We start from the raw sequence: 17470 nt of genomic DNA, 5'->3' as shown, positions 1-17470 counted from the left end.
GCACTCATGAAAAATACCACTTTTCTAATTGGTTGCTCGTGATTAAAAACGGACAATGTGAGATGTCATGATCAGCAATATCACGGAACGCGGTGGAAAAATCGAGTAACGTCGCCTTCTTACCGTCAAGGCTATTCTCGATCACAAACTCCAAAATTTTAATAATGATAGAAATTTTTCCGCGACTGGCGGCAAGGAGACGACGAGCAACATTCGGATCGATGAGATTAATGGTTTTGATTGGCATGAAAGACGCAATCGAGTGGAGAAATGAAACATACAGATCATAGGCCGTGTATTCCTCAGTGATGAGTTCATCAGTCATACTAAAAGGCTTGAGCGTCACCGATTTCGAAAATCGTCGTGCTAATTGCGGATCCATGCTCAATAGTTCTGTCGCGTCAGGCATACCAACGAGCACGACCGGACAGTTTGTTTCGGTCATCAGGTTTTTAACGAGATTGATAACTGGCCGCGTTTTTTTCTGGGCATTACGCTCAGTTAGATGTTGAATTTCATCAAAAATGATGATTTTTGTATCGAGCTCATGGATCAAGGTGGTGATCCGAGTGAACATACTGTTGGCGGTTCCTCTGTCTGGCGTCGGGCAACCCAAGACCTTCAGTAGTGCGGAGCACAAGCTTTTCACACTGGCATCCACAGGGGTCACGACATTGGCGACTGTTTTGTAGGAATGTGTTTCTGTTGCAGGTCGACTGAATCGTTGTTCAAACAATCTCAGCGCTGTGGATTTACCAAGACCAGAATCGCCAACAATCATCAGCCCAGTCGGATTAAGGCCAGTTGTTTTCAGGCTGCGTTCTAATGCCGCAATCACTGCATTGCACTCAAAGTGGTAAACTGAACGAGATAAAAATGCTGTGGTAATAGGCTTTCGTTGAGGTTGATAGTGATCCATGTGTTATTCCTAGCTGGTTTGGTAATTGATTATTTTAGGGATCACGGCGGATTCTGGGACATCGCTGCCCGTCGGTTTTGCTGGCGATAATACCAGCGCTTGATGAGCCACTTTTTCACGTTTAGTTAACATGCCTTGAATAACATCTTGAGTCAGCGGTGTGTCCATGGACAACGCCTCATCGGCAAGATTGTGGCTCGTTTTCACGTCTCGAGCGGCTTTTTTTTTGCGCTCGAGGGCCTGTTTTGTGATATCGTTGACCTTCAGTTCGCCTGCGTTAGGCATGAAAATTTTCTTGGTCATTTTCAGTTGCAGGAAGGTTTTTCCCCAAGCTAATTTGTTGGTGTTAGGCACAGTTAACACAGATTGGTTTAACGGGTTAATGACCATGATATTACTGGCGTTTAGCTCATCAACATAAAAAGTGACTTTGCCGCGATCACGACTATTCTTGTTTAATTGTTCAAAAAGGCTTCGTAATTCCATGCAATTAAAAAACTGATTTTTATACTGCAATCCCTTTAATTGCTGGAGTGTGCCTCGTTTTTGTTGCCGCAGGTAAAGATCAAATATCGCAACATTGGCAGGCACAATAGCCGGTGAATAGCGAATATGTGTGTTCCACATCGCTATTGGCGTTTGATTTCCTACTCCTGCATGCGCTTCTTGATGGTATATATCATTGATGAGAATACAGACAATCTTTTCGAATTCCTCGACCGTCAGGGTGGCATAGTGCTTTGCCGGGTGATCATAGGTGAAACCATCCGTTAATTTTCCGACATATCCTGGTATCCCCTTGAGTTTGTCGCGTAACGTACGATTAAAGCGTTCAATAAAACTGTGTTTCCAGGGCTGGCGTGACGGCCCAGCGATTCGATTGATCTTGAGTTGAGCTAATAGTGCGTCGAATGATTCATTAATGAATGCTGCGCCAGAATCGACGTACAGATCCATGGGCGTACCATGGCATGTCCATGGATTTTCCATAAAGGAATATTGTTGATTGGATTTGGGCAAAATGGCATGGCGTAATGCGCTCACCGCTGCATTAGTGGTTTCTCCTTCTTGGATACTGATATGCATTCCCATAATGCAGCGGCTAAAAGCATCAATCATCAAGAAAATGATCGGCTTCCCAACGATATCGCCATGTTGATCAACGAGATAAATACCGACGTGAACCGCATCCATTTCACATCTTTCAAATAGCCCATTGACCTGATATTGATGGTTTGCAGTGCGCAGATATTTATTTGCAGCGACCGAACCTTGCCGCCGCCTAATAATAACGCTTTCATCTAATTTTTTTATTTCTCTGTAAAATGTCGATTTTGATATCATTGGGCAGTCAAGTGCCATGCGCCTGTGTTGTTGCATAAGCGTTCGGTAACAATCCGCCGCGTTGGGGCCATTAAGAGTCAGATAAAAACTATCAATGACATCGTCGACGAGAGAACGCATCGCTGCATCGATTCTGCAGCTGAGTGTCAGGTTTGGATCGTGTTTTCTGGAGGCCAGCAGATAGATGAATTGTCTATTATTGTTTAGCCATTTTGAATACCAGCGCCGCAGTGTTGATGTTGATGGACGGCAATTCACCGGTTCATTTAATATCTCTCCGCAGGTCGAAATAGCCATATTGAGTGAACGTATTGCACCTGGGTATTCGAGTTTGTCTAGATAGTTTAGGTAGGTGTTATAACGCCGAAGATCAGCCTTCTGTTGTTCGTTTAGCCAAGATTGGTCAAGATTCAGATTTGTCTTAGGGAGGCTCAAACTTCCTAGTTGATATTCAGACAATAGCTGGTCAATCGATAACACCTGATGATGTTTGCTGTCCACAACCTCTAGTGTCACTAACGTGTCATCGAGCATGACTATCCGGTAGTCACGATTATTGCGACAAATAACCATATTGGCTTTAAAGATTTGTTGAGCCATAAGATCTTTCCAGATGAGTTAATGGGCTTAACATACAAGTTAAGTCGAATGTGTAGCATCGATTTGCTAATAGGATCATCGGATCATAAACATGACATTGATGAGATTCTGCCCAGCTAATGAGACCACAATATGTGATACGCGCGGGTAATTCTTGCATTACCTGCTGGCATTGTTCTGACAGCGTAAGTGACCGGTAATGATAGAGTTTTTTTAGATTTGCAATTGTACTGCCGACATAGATTTGTTCTTCAGTAACGAGCTTTAAACCATTGTCAGAGATGGCGGCAAAGGCTTTTGAGAGAATATCGAATTTTTCAATATTTTTTTGACTACCGAGTTTGTCTTTTGGTTTAATTTCCTCGAAATACACCCCTTTATGTTTATGTGAAATAATGAGATCAGGCGTATAACGTCTATTTTTTCCGTTGATGAGATATGTAAATGACGCCGGTTGGGTATTATATGCAATGACATCATCCTCAAACTCCAATAGCAATAATCGAGCAACTTCTAGTTCACTATCACAGAAACGTGTAGAATCATTTTTTTGTGAATGGAAATGAATGCGCGCCATCACTTTACTGTGTCGCGGAATTTTTCTGGGTTTCATATTAACCTCGCTTTATGGATAGATATACACATTAGTGATTCCAAATTATTGTGTAAATAAATATTTTTAGCGAACGCAAGAGAGGTTTGAATATTTGTTGAATATCGTAAATATGTTGCCACCCATCGGCGCCTCACGTTTTCATATTGACTTGTTTATATTTTTCACGAAAACACACGCTGTATTCGAGAGCAGTGACGAATGATGGTGTCAAAAATAAACAAAAATAAAATCATAAACTTATGAAGTTCACACCTATTAATTCCATATTAAATTCGGATATTATTAATACTTTGACAGTGTGGTTAATTTAACTTTCCTTTTATTTTTCCGCGCACACTTAATTTTATTTGATATATATTTCAATAGTAATGTGTATTGCAGCGTAATATACAGCCTAAAGATATAAGCAGTTAATCGTCCAGAGTGAATTGTTATGCTAAAAAGTATTTTCAAACCTATGAATGCCGCTAAATATCTTGATGAACAGAAAATGATTATGACAGGGCTAATCATTGATGATTTTGCTACACTTGGAATGACACCTTTTACGAGAAGCGAACTAACCTTATGAACTCAACATCACTAAGTACCGAGTGCCTATTTAATAGGGCATGTGAAATTTATGGTGAGAAAACCCTCGCTGAAACACTGTTTAATAGTGAAATCCCAGTACTAGGTAACAATAAGCCCATCGCATTAATGCAAACACCAGAGGGCTGTAAATTAGTCAATGAATGGCTAAATAAAATAGAAACAGGGGAGTATTCTTAGCCTTCAATAGTGCACTGAAACGGCCATGCTCACTTGCGATCCTACATCCCATTAAGCATGCCCTGTAACACAGGGCTATAAATGTCTGAGCTTTCTCGTAAGGTTTTTGCCTGAGCGATTATCAAAGGCCTTTTTGACCTGGCCAGATGAAAACCCCAAACACATGTTTTGCTACCTTTTTGATTATCAAACATTAATATCGCTATAACTCATTTGGAAGGGCGTCAGTCTAAGTCTGTTGGTGGTTGAAAAGGGATGCCCAGTTAGCTTGAAACAGCTTGAATGAGAAATGCGCCGTCATCACCCTTACAACATCGGTGTAGTGTTAATCGATTTAGTGAGCATAAACACCGCCGGTTAGATTTGTTCTACGCGCTAAAAGTTAACCCCGCGTTAATACAAATTCTTGATAGTAACAATCAGCGTTACGGCGCAGACACACACTTAATTGCTACTCAAGGTATCGCGCAAAAATGGAACACGCGGCCAGACATGCTCACACCACACTGTGCGACCGGGTAGAATTGTCTGCCCGAGATAAAGTGATTAGAGAGATTTACACGTTTGCCCTAACGCAATGCATTCAATGAAGCCTCTGTACGTTAATTACTGTAAAGCCATGAATGAAGTTCTATGTAACAAAAAGCTCGTTCAATTCTATCAATTTGATTAATCTTGTCTCAATAACTGGATTTTTTGAGATAAAATTTATGTCAGGTCAGTATCTATCACCGCCTGAGTGTCCGTTTAGCACTATCAGTGATGTTATATTTGAGATCCGTAATCATGGTGATGATCCTAATAAATACATGGATTACATCAGTTCACTTCATATCGAGTATCATTCCTTTGATGAATTTAGACGCAGCGTTAAGCCTAGCCTAAATGTTAATTTCTGTTGGTGGTTAGTTCGGCTACATAGAGACAGTTCGCTAATCAATCTCACCCCGTTAGAAAATAAACCGTTACCACTACACCTGCCGGAGTCCGTAAACCGAGCGCTATCGCAATCTCCTGACTTCATGACATATTGCCGATTTAATCACTTGCATGAGTTTAGTCGGGTTTTGTCACAGATTGACCGCTACACCACGCATAGTGCGATGCTCGGAGTGCTTGAGCAAATCGGAGAAAGCGTACATTTTGAGCACTTTAAAAATAATTTGATTGATGATGAAGCTATATCGAGTAGTCAGCTAGAGGGCGCTGCAACAACGACGCTGATTGCGAAAGAAATGCTCCGAAAGAAGCGTAGGCCTTGTACTGATGGTGAGCGGATGATTGTTGGGAATGCTGACTTAATGAATGCAGCGTGGGACCTCAAGGATGAGGCATTCAGTGTTGATTTGATAAAAACCTTACATAGAATGGGTACGAAGTACTTAGAGCAGAAAAACTACACCTCTGGGGTATTTAGAACCACAGATGATATTGCGGTTATGAACGCTGATGGTGAGGTCGTTCATCAGCCACCAAAGCATGATGCTATTGAGTGCCTATTATCCCGCGTCGTGAATTGGTTAAACTCGACTGACGATCACATTCACCCGGTTATACAGGCAATCACTCTTCATTTTGTGATTGGCTATGTTCATCCGTTTCGTGATGGTAATGGACGGATAGCAAGAGCTTTGTTTTATTGGTATCTGTTTAAGTGTGGCTATACGGGTTTCCGCTATATTGCGATTTCAGCGCTGTTGCAAAAATCGCCCATCAAATACGGTCAGAGCTATCTGGATTGTGAGCAGGACAACTTAGATTTAACCTATTTTATTCGATATCAGTTAAGTATTATCAATCGTGCCATTACTGAATTCGTTTCTGCATATGAGCGTGCCGCATATCGAATGACTGAATTGGCCGAGCAGTATTCTGATTTAGAAGATATTGAGAAAAAAATTATTGGTTTTGTTGCTGGTGAGCCTCGTTATCGAAAAAAACCGACAATTACAGCCAGAGAGGTCGAAAAACTACTGGGGCTTAGTTATAACACGGTTAAGCAAAGACTTGATGACATGGTTACTGCAGGAATACTCGGACGTGAAAAAATAGGTAAAGCGACAGAATATTTTTTAGGATGAACATCATCAGCTGCGTTGTCACGTGAAGACAGACTGATGAGATTTAACGGAACATACAACTTTATGAAAATGTCTGGCGACCCTCGTTGGAGTATGCGTTGCGTTAATCTTAGATTTCTTCGTGGTAGTAGCTCACAATCTTATATGCGCTTTAGCCCCAATCCTAGAGTCAGTAAGATACTGATGATCTTCCTTAAGATGAAACAGTTCCAAATTTTCTTATGGTGGGTACTGAAAGGGCGAATCTATCACGCTCATTCACCCTCGAATATCGCGTTTCTATAAACGATAAGAGCCACATTAAGTGGCTCTCTTACGCGCTAACTGCGGTCAATACGCTATGCGCGGAAGAGAACAGGGCTATTTGAATTCATCTGTCTACGAGTGGAGCCGAAGCCGCGTTTCTCATAACAAGCTTTAGTAGTATATTCTTGGAACCGGAATCTGTCGAATTTAAATCTGGCTATTCATACTGAGTGAGAATGCTGGCAAAGTTATGCCCCAAGGTAAGTTAACAAGTTGTCTGTGGCTCAATCTAAAGCAGACTCTCTGGCCTAGAAATTTTCATGCATATAACTCAAATGTTGCAATTCCTTGCTATGCCTAAAAACTGGACAGGCATATTCAAATTATGAGGATTTTGGAAAATTTTAATCCTACCTTCGTCCGCGTTTTCACATTTGCTCACCAATAAAAAATTAAAATCAAATAGTTACAAATACCATGGATTAGATAAGAGGTTTGAGTGATCTACGAAATTCGAATTAATGATGTAGTAATTGGTACTACCAACTTAGAAGGTGGTGATCCGCCGATGGGGTTCGTATTCGTCACTGTCACTCCAACTGAAAACTATGAGTTTTTATCTGGGGGGCTTGCACAATGAACCCGAGCAGAGGATGAACATCAAGGCGTTGCGGTTAGGGTTATATCGCTGGGGCCGCTATTGGGTGCACCAAGAATTGGGCAAGGGGTTTTCGAACCGCAGCGCCTGCGACCGCTTAGGTGAAGCGCTGGGCGGCGGCAACTTAAAGCACGAACTCAACGTGCCTGCCCATGTAGCCCATTTTGACCATCTCGTTGAGCAGTTATCCATAAACTGCAAACGCGCTATCCGCGCCCATTACCTCTGCAAAGAGCAGTGGGCCTTAATGGGATTTGACAGCAAAAAGTCTTACATCTTCTGGCTAAGAAAAGCCGAAATGGCACTGCTAGATAGGATGAATTAGAAGGAACGCCCTCTTGCGAGGGCTGGCGGGTTAGCCGGTTGTCCACCAAGACTGCTAACCCGTTGACAGGATTTTATCAAAGGTTCGGCCCGTTATCTTGGTAAATATGCCGGTTCCACTTTTCATTGCAATGGGAATAACCTTGGCTACCTCGGTTGTTTCTACTGCCTGTTGATCTAAAGTTCGCGGTTAACGACTCTGCTTCGTTATCGTTTACAGTGCCTAATACTACAAACTCTACCTAATTTGAAATTGAAGTCTAATTTAGCAGTCTATTAACTATCTGAAATGTAATATTAATCACTAAAGTTACAGGTATTCATATTGTAAATTGGATGTTATATTACTTATCTAACAAGGACGAGCTCAAAGTGCACATTCAATAAATACCGCATCACAGCACTGCGATGACAAACACTTGCATCAGGGACGATGTATCAAAATGTGTTAAATCACAACTTCTTGATACTTATCACTAATCACTCCCTGTGCAAACGTATAATCTTCTTGTTTTTATTAAAGTTTAGCCGGATCTATAGCCAAGATGAACGCAGTACTTACTGCGATGGAATGCTTTGATTATTGCGCTTACAAGATCAGTGTTAAACAGATTAAATTCGCATTGTGGTAGCGACAGCCATGTGCGGAAGCCTGCCTGATTTTCGAGGCGTAGGTGAAAGCGTGAGATAGTAATTTACTAAATCACTACATAGCATTAGCTATTTAAAGCAAGGTTTTTCCTTCTAAAGATAATATATTAGAGAGTTTTGTTTATGCATTAGAAGGACGAACTGAAGCTGATGGGTGGAAACATAACTTAAATGAATATGTTGCTCTAAAAGATGTTAAGTCTAAAAACTAGGGAGTGTTATGGATCATTATTTGGATATTAAACTCATGGAGGATCCCGAGTTTTCGGCCCCCATACTGATGAATGCGTTGTTTAGCAAATTGCACCGAGCCTTGGTTGAGGTTTCCCAAGGGAATATCGCCATTAGTTTCCCTGCATTGTCTAGCAAATGCCTAGGCCAACACTTAAGGATCCATGCCAGTCGTGCGGCGTTAGAGCTACTTGAACAATTGCACTGGCGAAAAGGGCTAAGTGACTATGCGCAGGTTTCTGACATTTTAGTTGTTCCAAACACCAGTCAGCATTGCTTAGTCTCGCGGGTGCATGCGCAAAGCAACCTTGATAGTTTACGTCGTCGAGCCATGAAACGACGCTCAATCAGTTACGAAGAATCTTGCCTTCAAATCCCCGAAGATTTATCAAAACAACTCGATTTTCCTTTTGTGCAAATCAAAAGCCAATCGACTCATCAATTATTTCGACTCTTTATCAAGCAATCGCTCAGTCCTCCACGGCAAGCCGATAACGCCTTTTCAAAATATGGTTTAAGCAATACGGCGACAGTGCCTTGGTTTTAGATTTAGGGAAGAGTTCGTAATATGCGAAGACAAATAAAGGGTGAGTTGCTTGATGGCTTGCGTGATGAACTAAAAAAAGAGCCTTCAGAAAACGAGTGGATAACTTATCAATGTACCTTAGTCACGCCTATGTTCGGTGGTGGAGTCGAGGCGGGGAAAGTCGATAAAGACATGCCCATTCGCGCCAGTGCTATTCGTGGGCAGTTACGCTTTTGGTGGCGTATTGCTTGTGGGCCGAAAGACCCTAAAGTTATGCGAGAAAAAGAAGAAGCCATTTGGGGTGGGATTGGCGATAAAGCTGCTATAGCGAGCCAAGTTCAAATTCGAGTGATATCTAAAAATGTCATTATGAGCAATTTGGTTAGCTCGAAAAAGCTGGCTGGTTCGGGTGTTAAATATGCGCTTGGTGCTGCGGATGAAGCTTATTGTTTACCTAGTGGTTATAACTTTGTCCTTGAGATTCGCTACAAAGACGACATTACCTCTGATCAGATAAAGCAAGTCAAAGAGTCCTTACGTTGGTGGGCATCGTTTGGTGGCGTTGGCGCAAGAACTCGGCGTGGTTTTGGTGCTGTGGTTGTTGACGCGATTAAAACCATTGATGCAACTGAGGTTGAGACTATTGGTGGGAAAATAGCGTTGACAGAACAATCTTCAGACTCTGCTGAGGACATATGGAAAAAAGCGACAGAGTTACTTTATAAATTTCGGCAAGGCAGGGAACTTGGTCGGAATGAAGGACAAGGAAATCGCCCAGGACGCAGTCGCTGGCCTGAGCCAGATCAACTTCGTCGAATGTCCAATAAGCATAAAGCTAATCACGAACCTGAGCATAAAGCTGGAAATGTATTCCCGAGAGCCGCTTTTGGCATGCCAATCATTTTTGATTTCAATGATCGAAGTCGAACCGAACCTAACACTATGACCCTCTTGCCAAAAGACGCGCAGCGTATGGCAAGTCCATTGATTATTCGGCCTTACAAAAATGGGGATCAATGGCAAGCTGCCGCTTTATTGCTACCCAATTGGCAAACTGCTCTGAATGAACCATTAGAATTAAGCCCTGCCCCGAAGAATGGCACGCCAAACCATTGGCCTACCAGTGAAAACGAAAGAACTAGGCTGGCAGAAATCATTAGACCGATGATTGGTAAAGACGGCCAGTTAAGAGCCAACGATCCACTTTCCGCCTTCCTCGAATATTTTAAAGAAGGAAACTCATAATGGATTATTTAGTGGCCATCAGTATTGGCCCTGTTCAAAGTTTGATTGAAGCGGGAAGGCGTGCACAAGATCTCTGGTGTGGATCATGGTTATTGTCGGAAGTGGCGCGTGCAGTAGCACTTAAGCTGCATCAAACACAAAATGGCTGTTTGATATTTCCTAACCCAGAACACCCAGAGGCAGAACTGCTGCCTCAATCATCATCTGATGAGCCGAGAGCCAACATTGCTAACGTTATTCGAGCCGTGATTTCTGCAGATAGCAAAGAGGAACTTCAGAATAAGTTAGAAAAAGCCAAGGGCGCTGCATTTGATCGATTAGTCGGTATTTTTGCTGAAGTATTAACGAAAAATGAGCTGCAAAATGCAGGGATTGACCGCGCGCGCTGGCAACAACAGCAAAATGATGTGCTAGAAATCTTTTCGGCGTGGGTCTCACTCGATAATCACGAATATAAGGCTACCTCAACACGTCTTGGTCAGTTATTACATGCCCGCAAGCAGTCACGTAATTTTGAGTTTATGAAAGACTGCATGGCAGCGTTACACAAATCCACGCTGGATGGTGCTAATAATACGGTCACCAACAAACTCACCGCGCGGGATGCTGCAAAAAAACTGCACATTAGCGATCAAGAATTACAGCAGAAAAGACGGTTTTTGGGCCTGACAAATGAAGAAGAGTTAGATGCTTTAGGTGTGGTAAAACGCCGAGCGGGTAATTTGGAGCAGTTTACGCCCTTTAGTCGTATTGTGGCGCATGGTTGGCTTAATAATTTAAGTGACGAACAGCGAGCTGGACTAAAAGTTGCGTATCAGCCGCTTTTGGACTCAGGGCATGTTACGCAAGTTAAAGGCAATGATGGCATATATGCAGACTTTCCCTTTGATAGTGAATACCTCTTTTTAAGCCGTTTGACACAAGCCGATATTGATCACGATCTTAAAGACAAGCTACAAAAACAGCTCGCAGCCATTAAATCCTCCCCAGTACCTTACGGCGTTTTGCTCAAAGCCGATGGCGATCGTATGGGGGAATTATTGGCTCAAGCCAAGACTCATGATGATTCAAAAGCGATTTCTAAAGCACTGCATGAATTTGCGACCAGTGTGCGTAAAACGCTACAAGATCACGGCGGGCATGCCATTTATGCTGGTGGTGATGATGTATTAGCCTTTGTGCCATTAGCTCAAGCAATGACGTGTGCTAAACAGTTAGCCGATGATTTTAAAGAAAAGATGAAGGTTATTGCAGCCGAGTTGAAACTGAGTGAAGCGCTTTATCCAACCTTATCCGTGGGCTTAGCCATTGGGCATTTTGTCCAGCCTATGCGTCAACTTCGCCATCGCGCGATTGCTGCAGAAAAATTCGCTAAAGGTAATAAAGAACAAAAGCCCCGCAATGCGCTTGCCATACATTTAGGCATTCGCTCTGGTCATGAGATCACCTGGCGTTGTCGCTGGGATGATGATGAGACATTAAAAGCGCTGACCGATTTCACTCACGCTTTTGCACAGGGTTGGATGCCAACTCGCATCATGCAAGAGGTACGAGAAATGGCAGTCCATTTGAAGTGGACTGCGGGGCAAGAAGAGTTAGCAGGCATTCGAGCAAGTGAGCTTGAGCGCATGTTAACACGAGCGGATTTTAACGTAAGTGTTGAAGAATCAGGGAAGACACCTGAACAGATTAAAGAGTCAAAGAAGGCTGCTCTGGAGAAGCTCAAATCACAGCTTCGCAAACAAGCATCACGTTACTCACTAGACGAACTCGCCAATCTACTTATCTTAGCGTGCTGGCTGAGTGCTAAAACCACCGCAGATATTGGAGGCGCTGAATAATCATGCAGTATTACCTTATTGAACCTAAAGACCCTCTGATTATTCGCTCAGGTCGGCCGTTTGAAGAAATCTCTGATGCACAAGCTGCTCGTTTTCCACCACCATCAACGGTTGCAGGGGCGCTGCGTAATATCCATGCTCGCAGTAACGGAAAACCGTTGAATAACGAGCTGTTAAAACTTGCTGTCAAAGGTCCGCTCGCGGTTAAACGTCCTATCAATGGCGACGCCCCAAGCGAAGAACATATCTTGGTACCTAAGCCTGCCGATGTGCAGTATTTTTATGACGAACAGACTCAACTCTCGCATTTAGTGCGTTCTAAACCTATGGCGTTTTCTGAAGGTGAAGGCTGCGATCTACCCAATGGCTTGCTGCCCTTGTTTGCTGAAAATGCTCGTGGTGGCAAGCCAGTTTCCGGCCCTAACTGGTGGTCATTTAACGACTTAGTCGCATGGCGAAAGGGTGATGCGCTGGGTTTTAAACAGGTCATAACAAATGGTTGGACGCCCGCTGAGCCGGATATTCGCACGCATATTGCTATTAATAATCACAGCCGCAATGTTGAATCGGGCAAGCTTTTTCAAACCACAGGGCTAAGCATGTGGCAGCAACGTGCTGATCATCAAACTTTTCCTGAAGCTTGTATAAGCATTTTGGCTGGTATTGACGGCGACATAACCTTGCCATTGCTTAATCTGGGCGGTGAGCGGCGTTTAGCAGCAGTGGAGGCTTGCACTTTATGGCCCTCCTTACCCAGTGTTCTGGTGCCATCCATCATCGAATCCAAAGGGTTTACGCTGACCTTTTTAACGCCAGCGTTATTTAGCAATGGTTGGTTACCAACCTGGTTGAATGATGATTTGGTCGGTACACCACCATGCTGTCAAAACCTAACCGTCAAGTTACGCGCAACCGCATTAGAGCGTTGGATCCCGCAATCAGGTTGGGATTTAGTGAATAACACACCACGTGCGGCGCAAAAGATGATCCCCGCGGGAGTCACGTATTGGTTTGAAATTGAAGGCGATGCTACGGATGAAGATATTCGTTCGCTCTGGTTAGCGCATTTTTGCGATGACCCACAAAGCAACCTTAACGGCTTTGGTTTGGCGCTGCCTGCTGCCTATCAATTTACTATTTAACGCTATTTTTAAAGGACTATGTTATGTCGTTTCATGTTTATCACTTATTCAGTCAAACCATTTTGCATTGTGGCTCAGGCCAATCTGTTGGCATTGTCGATCAACCTATTGCCCGCGAGCGAGCTTCTTATTTGCCGATCGTCCCCGGCTCCACCGTGCGCGGCGTGTTAAAAGCGCATATTAGCCTGAAAGAATCAGATTTAAGTCAGTCATTATTTGGTTATGACAAACAAGACGGTGAGCCCAGTTTTGCGGGTGCGTTGTCGATAACCGATGCCCATTTGTTACTGCTGCCCGTGCGAACCGTTTACGGTATTTTGGCCTATGCGACATGCCCATTTATTTTGCAGCGCTACAAAAAAGATCAAAAGCTGGATGTAAAGGTTCCAACACCTGCCAATGATCAAGCTTTATACCCTAAAGGCAATCCTAATCATCAAGATAACTTGATGGTGCTAGAAGATTTGGATCTCAAAGCCCAAGAGTGTGAGTACACCCAACAATGGGCTGAAAATATTGCTCAAACGCTTTATGTAAAAGACAGCCCGGACTGTAGCGACATGAGCAAGCGTATCATCGTATTACCTGATACGGTTTTCTCCTTTTTGGCCGAAACCGCCACCGAAATTCGCACCCGTATTCGAATTAATCAAGAGACTGGCGTCGTTGATAATGGGGCATTATGGACCGAAGAAAGCTTACCCGCTGAAAGCGTCTTATGGGGCGTGTTCTCGGTAGATGAACCCCGTTTGAACGATAAAAATGGCGATAAACGACCTAGGTTTAACGACATTATCAATAACAAACCTGTGCTGCAAATGGGTGGCAACATGGGTACAGGCAATGGCTTAGTGCAGTTTATTGCTCAGTCGGCCAAAGGGGAGTAAAGCATGCAACCACGTAGTCAAATCGTTGCCACCGCCACCTTTAAGCAGATCAATTCCCGTAAAGAAAAGAGAATTGAAGATAATAAAAAATACGCCACGCTCGCACATAAATTACCCGCCATGATTTTGCAAAATGGCTTAGCGCAAACCACCGGTTTTTTACTGGCTAAAAATGAGGACCATCACCAAGCATTGCTTGAGGATCTTACCCAAGTGTTTAAACAGGTGGACGCAAAGCTTGCCAATATCGCCAATGGTGAAGCGTTACATGGCGAAATTATCCAATCGGATCTGCATCAAATCATGCGCATGACCCGTGAGGCACTGGAAATTGCAGGCTGGTTGCGCCGTTATGTGCAAGGTGTGTTAAAGATTGATGCCACAGGCGAAGTTAATGATGAACATCATCATCCTGCGGAGGTCAAGTAATGACAGCCTTAGTGCGCAATAAAATACAATCCGCTTTTTGCCAGACGGATAGCGTCAATCCAAGTCTTTTATTGCAAAAAGGCATGCTTGACGCTAATAAAGAAAAAAATAGTGACGGTAAATTAGATAATAAGAAGACAGGGCATTTAGAAAAAATCGTTAAACTACCCGCTTCGCAAGAGTACAAAAATGCCTTTAACCGTTGGTTTGACCTAACGAGTGATGCTAGTCGTTTTACGCAATCGGCAATGATGCTAGAAAACCGTTTGCTTATTGGCCTAACTGGTCAAGGGGCATTAGAAACCGGTTGTAGCCTAAATCGTAATTACGGCATGCCGTATATTCCGGGTTCGAGTGTAAAAGGGATTGCTCGCGCTTGGGCAAATCAGCATTTGGCAGGGCATAGCGATGAACTTGAACAACTGTTTGGCACCGCCGATAGCGAACAGCTTCATCGTGTCTCAGGCTTAGTCACTTTCCACGATGCGTGGTGGGTTCCTGAACCTAAGGTAAAAGAGCATAAGCCATTTGTACTGGATGTGGTCACCACACACCATCAAGCCTATTACAACGGCAAGCAAGATAAACCGTCAGATAAGGACAGCCCGATCCCTAATCATCTGTTAGCGGTACAGGGCAGTTTCTTATTTGTGCTTGAAGGTGAGCCCACAGCCATCGAACTTTGCCAAACCATAGTAGGAAAAGCCTTAGCCGACAATGGCATTGGTGCCAAGACTGCTGCCGGTTATGGTTATATGAAGGTTGATCAAGAGTTAATGCAAAGGCTTTTGGATGAATATGAAAAACGGTTATCGCCAGAAGTGCGTGAGCAAAGGCAAGCTGAAGCTCAACGTCGAATTGAACAGCAATTGGAAGCCGCAGCAAAGGCCGAGCAAGCCAAACCACCTGTTCAAATTATTGCGGAATTAAGGGCGGATTATCTTAAGCACCGTGATAATGCAGCATATCAACTTAAAGTTGAAAATTGGATTGATACAGCAATAGAAAGTTGGACTGCACAAGATAGAACGTTATTAGCAGAGTGCCTCAAGCAAGTTGGTTATGAACCAAGTAATAAGAAAAATCCCAATCATTTAATCCGGAAAACACGTCTACAGCAATTAAAGGGTAAATAACATGGCTCAAGACTGGCAACTTTCAGAATTACTTGAAAATTTACATTCAGACGTTCAGCACAAATTAACCACAGTCAGAAAATCCTTTAAGCATTCAGTAGTAAAGGGGGATGGTGCCGAAAATGTATGGGTGGATTTGTTTAACCAATATTTACCGGAACGCTATCGTGCAAGTCGTGCTTTTGTGGTTGATAGTCAAAACCAATTTAGCGAACAAATTGATGTGGTGATTTATGACCGTCAGTATTCACCGTTTATTTTTCACTATGCTGAGCAGTTGATCATCCCAGCTGAAAGTGTTTACGCAGTTTTTGAAGTAAAACAGACATTAAATAAACAACATATCGATGCTGCTCGTAAAAAAGTAGCAAGCGTGAGGGAGTTACATCGTACTAGCTTGCCTATTCCCCATGCTGGGGGCGTTCATCCACCCAGAGAACTTATCGGGATTATTGGTGGATTATTAACGCTTGAAAATGAGTTTAAAATATCAGATACGCTAATGGGCCATCTTGAGAATGACCAAGCGGATAAGGGGATGCTCAACATTGGCTGTGCCGCCGATGACTGCTTTTTTTATTACGATAATGACCATCAGCGGATGCAAGTCATGCAGCATAAAAAAGCGACTACGGCATTTTTGTTTGAGTTGTTATCGCAGCTACAAAAATGCGGCACTGTGCCCATGATCGATATCCATGCTTATGGTAAATGGCTCGAATAGCGATGAAGTGTGTAGTACCGTAAAAATACCTTCTTTTTTCGCCCCACCGTCAAACGCTGATAAACCGCGGCTTAGCGCTTAGGTATAAAAATAAAGGTATTTTTGCTAAAAATCTTAATTGTTCTTTAATAATCAAATCCTTAATGGTGTTTTGCCATAGTTCACCGCCGAATACGCGGCTTAGAAACAAAGGTATACTCGGTGGCGGTGATCCTTCTCGTTCACCGCCGAATACGCGGCTTAGAAACTGGGCGACTGCTTGTTCGAACTATGTGCTTGGTTCACCGCCGAATACGCGGCTTAGAAATGATTCAATATCTAATTTAACTTTCTGTCGCCGTTCACCGCCGAATACGCGGCTTAGAAAATTCAAACAAATAACATGTATTCGATTTGGGTGTTCACCGCCGAATACGCGGCTTAGAAAATTAATGCATAAGTAAGCCATAAAAGAGTCTTGTTCACCGCCGAATACGCGGCTTAGAAAATCCAGTTTGTTTGCTCATCAGGCGTTCTTACGTTCACCGCCGAATACGCGGCTTAGAAAACCAGCAAAAGAGTTGGTGAAGTTTAATGGAGGTTCACCGCCGAATACGCGGCTTAGAAATCTCTTGCAATAGCTTCGCCTTCGCGATCAAAGTTCACCGCCGAATACGCGGCTTAGAAAACCAAAAGCCGTAATAATCGCACTTGAATCAGGTTCACCGCCGAATACGCGGCTTAGAAATTGCCAATCTCCAACTCATTACCGTGCGAATCGTTCACCGCCGAATACGCGGCTTAGAAATACCAGCACTAGGCCCAAACAACTCAGCATTAGTTCACCGCCGAATACGCGGCTTAGAAAATGATTAGCTCGACTAAATCGAGTGAATCTGCGTTCACCGCCGAATACGCGGCTTAGAAATATTATTTCAGGTGATGGAACATGTCTTAGTTGTTCACCGCCGAATACGCGGCTTAGAAAACGCCTCAAGACAGAACAAACTTAATCTAATTGTTCACCGCCGAATAAGCGGCTTAGAAAAAAGTCGGCTGAAATCAATTCCAACGCCTATGGTTCACCGCCGAATACGCGGCTTAGAAATGACTGTTGGTC

At 43.3% G+C, this 17470-nt stretch carries 15 protein-coding genes and 1 CRISPR repeat array; of the genes, 12 read left to right on the top strand and 3 right to left on the bottom strand.

Features of this window, described 5'->3' with window-relative positions:
- Positions 1-4 precede the first annotated feature (4 nt).
- From FW758_RS21435 to FW758_RS21425, 3 genes are read right to left on the bottom strand one after another with little or no spacing between them, the layout of a single operon-like run.
- Positions 5-919 (bottom strand): TniB family NTP-binding protein, encoded by a 915-nt coding sequence (locus tag FW758_RS21435; protein WP_006087149.1) that lies wholly within the window; start codon positions 917-919, stop codon positions 5-7.
- A gap of 9 nt (positions 920-928) precedes the next feature.
- A complete protein-coding gene (locus FW758_RS21430; protein WP_446446451.1) occupies positions 929-2863 on the bottom strand; it encodes a transposase in 1935 nt (644 codons plus the stop codon).
- Positions 2844-3476 carry a Tn7 transposase TnsA N-terminal domain-containing protein gene (locus FW758_RS21425; RefSeq protein ID WP_446446450.1) on the bottom strand — a complete coding sequence of 211 codons (633 nt, stop codon included), beginning with the start codon at positions 3474-3476 and terminating at the stop codon, positions 2844-2846. The genes FW758_RS21430 and FW758_RS21425 overlap by 20 nt, the downstream gene beginning before the upstream one ends.
- A gap of 570 nt (positions 3477-4046) precedes the next feature.
- Between FW758_RS21425 and FW758_RS21420 the strand changes: the two genes are divergently transcribed.
- The 12 genes from FW758_RS21420 (at position 4047) to nucC (ending at position 16371) form a co-directional block, all read left to right on the top strand.
- Complete coding sequence (locus FW758_RS21420) at positions 4047-4250, top strand: antitoxin Xre/MbcA/ParS toxin-binding domain-containing protein (RefSeq protein WP_446446449.1); 204 nt, start codon at positions 4047-4049, stop codon at positions 4248-4250.
- 282 nt (positions 4251-4532) lie between these two features.
- Positions 4533-4772, top strand: a complete 240-nt coding sequence (locus FW758_RS21415) for a DUF4113 domain-containing protein (RefSeq protein WP_081248465.1) — start codon at positions 4533-4535, stop codon at positions 4770-4772.
- Between the two features lie 188 nt (positions 4773-4960).
- Positions 4961-6331 (top strand): Fic family protein, encoded by a 1371-nt coding sequence (locus FW758_RS21410; RefSeq protein ID WP_446446448.1) that lies wholly within the window; start codon positions 4961-4963, stop codon positions 6329-6331.
- Positions 6332-7185: 854 nt separating this feature from the next.
- Positions 7186-7560: a hypothetical protein gene (locus tag FW758_RS21405; RefSeq protein WP_446446447.1), complete on the top strand. Its 375-nt coding sequence runs from the start codon at positions 7186-7188 to the stop codon at positions 7558-7560.
- Positions 7561-8430: 870 nt separating this feature from the next.
- Positions 8431-8988: a type I-F CRISPR-associated endoribonuclease Cas6/Csy4 gene (gene cas6f / locus FW758_RS21400; RefSeq protein ID WP_259581211.1), complete on the top strand. Its 558-nt coding sequence runs from the start codon at positions 8431-8433 to the stop codon at positions 8986-8988.
- Between the two features lie 45 nt (positions 8989-9033).
- Entirely contained in the window at positions 9034-10212 is a 1179-nt protein-coding gene (cmr1, locus tag FW758_RS21395) for a type III-B CRISPR module RAMP protein Cmr1 (protein ID WP_446446446.1), read from the top strand.
- Positions 10212-12053, top strand: a complete 1842-nt coding sequence (gene cas10 / locus FW758_RS21390; RefSeq protein WP_446446445.1) for a type III-B CRISPR-associated protein Cas10/Cmr2 — start codon at positions 10212-10214, stop codon at positions 12051-12053. Before cmr1 ends, cas10 begins: the two co-directional genes overlap by 1 nt.
- A gap of 2 nt (positions 12054-12055) precedes the next feature.
- Positions 12056-13195 carry a type III-B CRISPR module-associated protein Cmr3 gene (locus tag FW758_RS21385; protein ID WP_446446444.1) on the top strand — a complete coding sequence of 380 codons (1140 nt, stop codon included), beginning with the start codon at positions 12056-12058 and terminating at the stop codon, positions 13193-13195.
- 23 nt (positions 13196-13218) lie between these two features.
- Entirely contained in the window at positions 13219-14082 is an 864-nt protein-coding gene (gene cmr4, locus FW758_RS21380; protein WP_446446443.1) for a type III-B CRISPR module RAMP protein Cmr4, read from the top strand.
- 3 nt (positions 14083-14085) lie between these two features.
- A complete protein-coding gene (gene cmr5 / locus FW758_RS21375; RefSeq protein ID WP_446446442.1) occupies positions 14086-14511 on the top strand; it encodes a type III-B CRISPR module-associated protein Cmr5 in 426 nt (141 codons plus the stop codon).
- The gene (gene cmr6, locus FW758_RS21370) at positions 14511-15647 is read left to right on the top strand and encodes a type III-B CRISPR module RAMP protein Cmr6 (protein ID WP_446446441.1); all 1137 of its coding nucleotides are present in this window, start codon (positions 14511-14513) and stop codon (positions 15645-15647) included. Before cmr5 ends, cmr6 begins: the two co-directional genes overlap by 1 nt.
- A 1-nt stretch (position 15648) precedes the next feature.
- Complete coding sequence (gene nucC / locus FW758_RS21365) at positions 15649-16371, top strand: CRISPR-associated endodeoxyribonuclease NucC (RefSeq protein WP_220592839.1); 723 nt, start codon at positions 15649-15651, stop codon at positions 16369-16371.
- Positions 16372-16530: 159 nt separating this feature from the next.
- A CRISPR array of direct repeats spans positions 16531-17458; the repeat unit is 28 nt; unit sequence GTTCACCGCCGAATACGCGGCTTAGAAA.
- Positions 17459-17470: the final 12 nt, after the last annotated feature.

The sequence above is a fragment of the Shewanella sp. 1180_01 genome, from assembly GCF_052850535.1.
The sequence above is the reverse complement of the archived record's forward strand: the minus strand, read 5'-3'. Positions and strand labels throughout refer to the sequence as shown.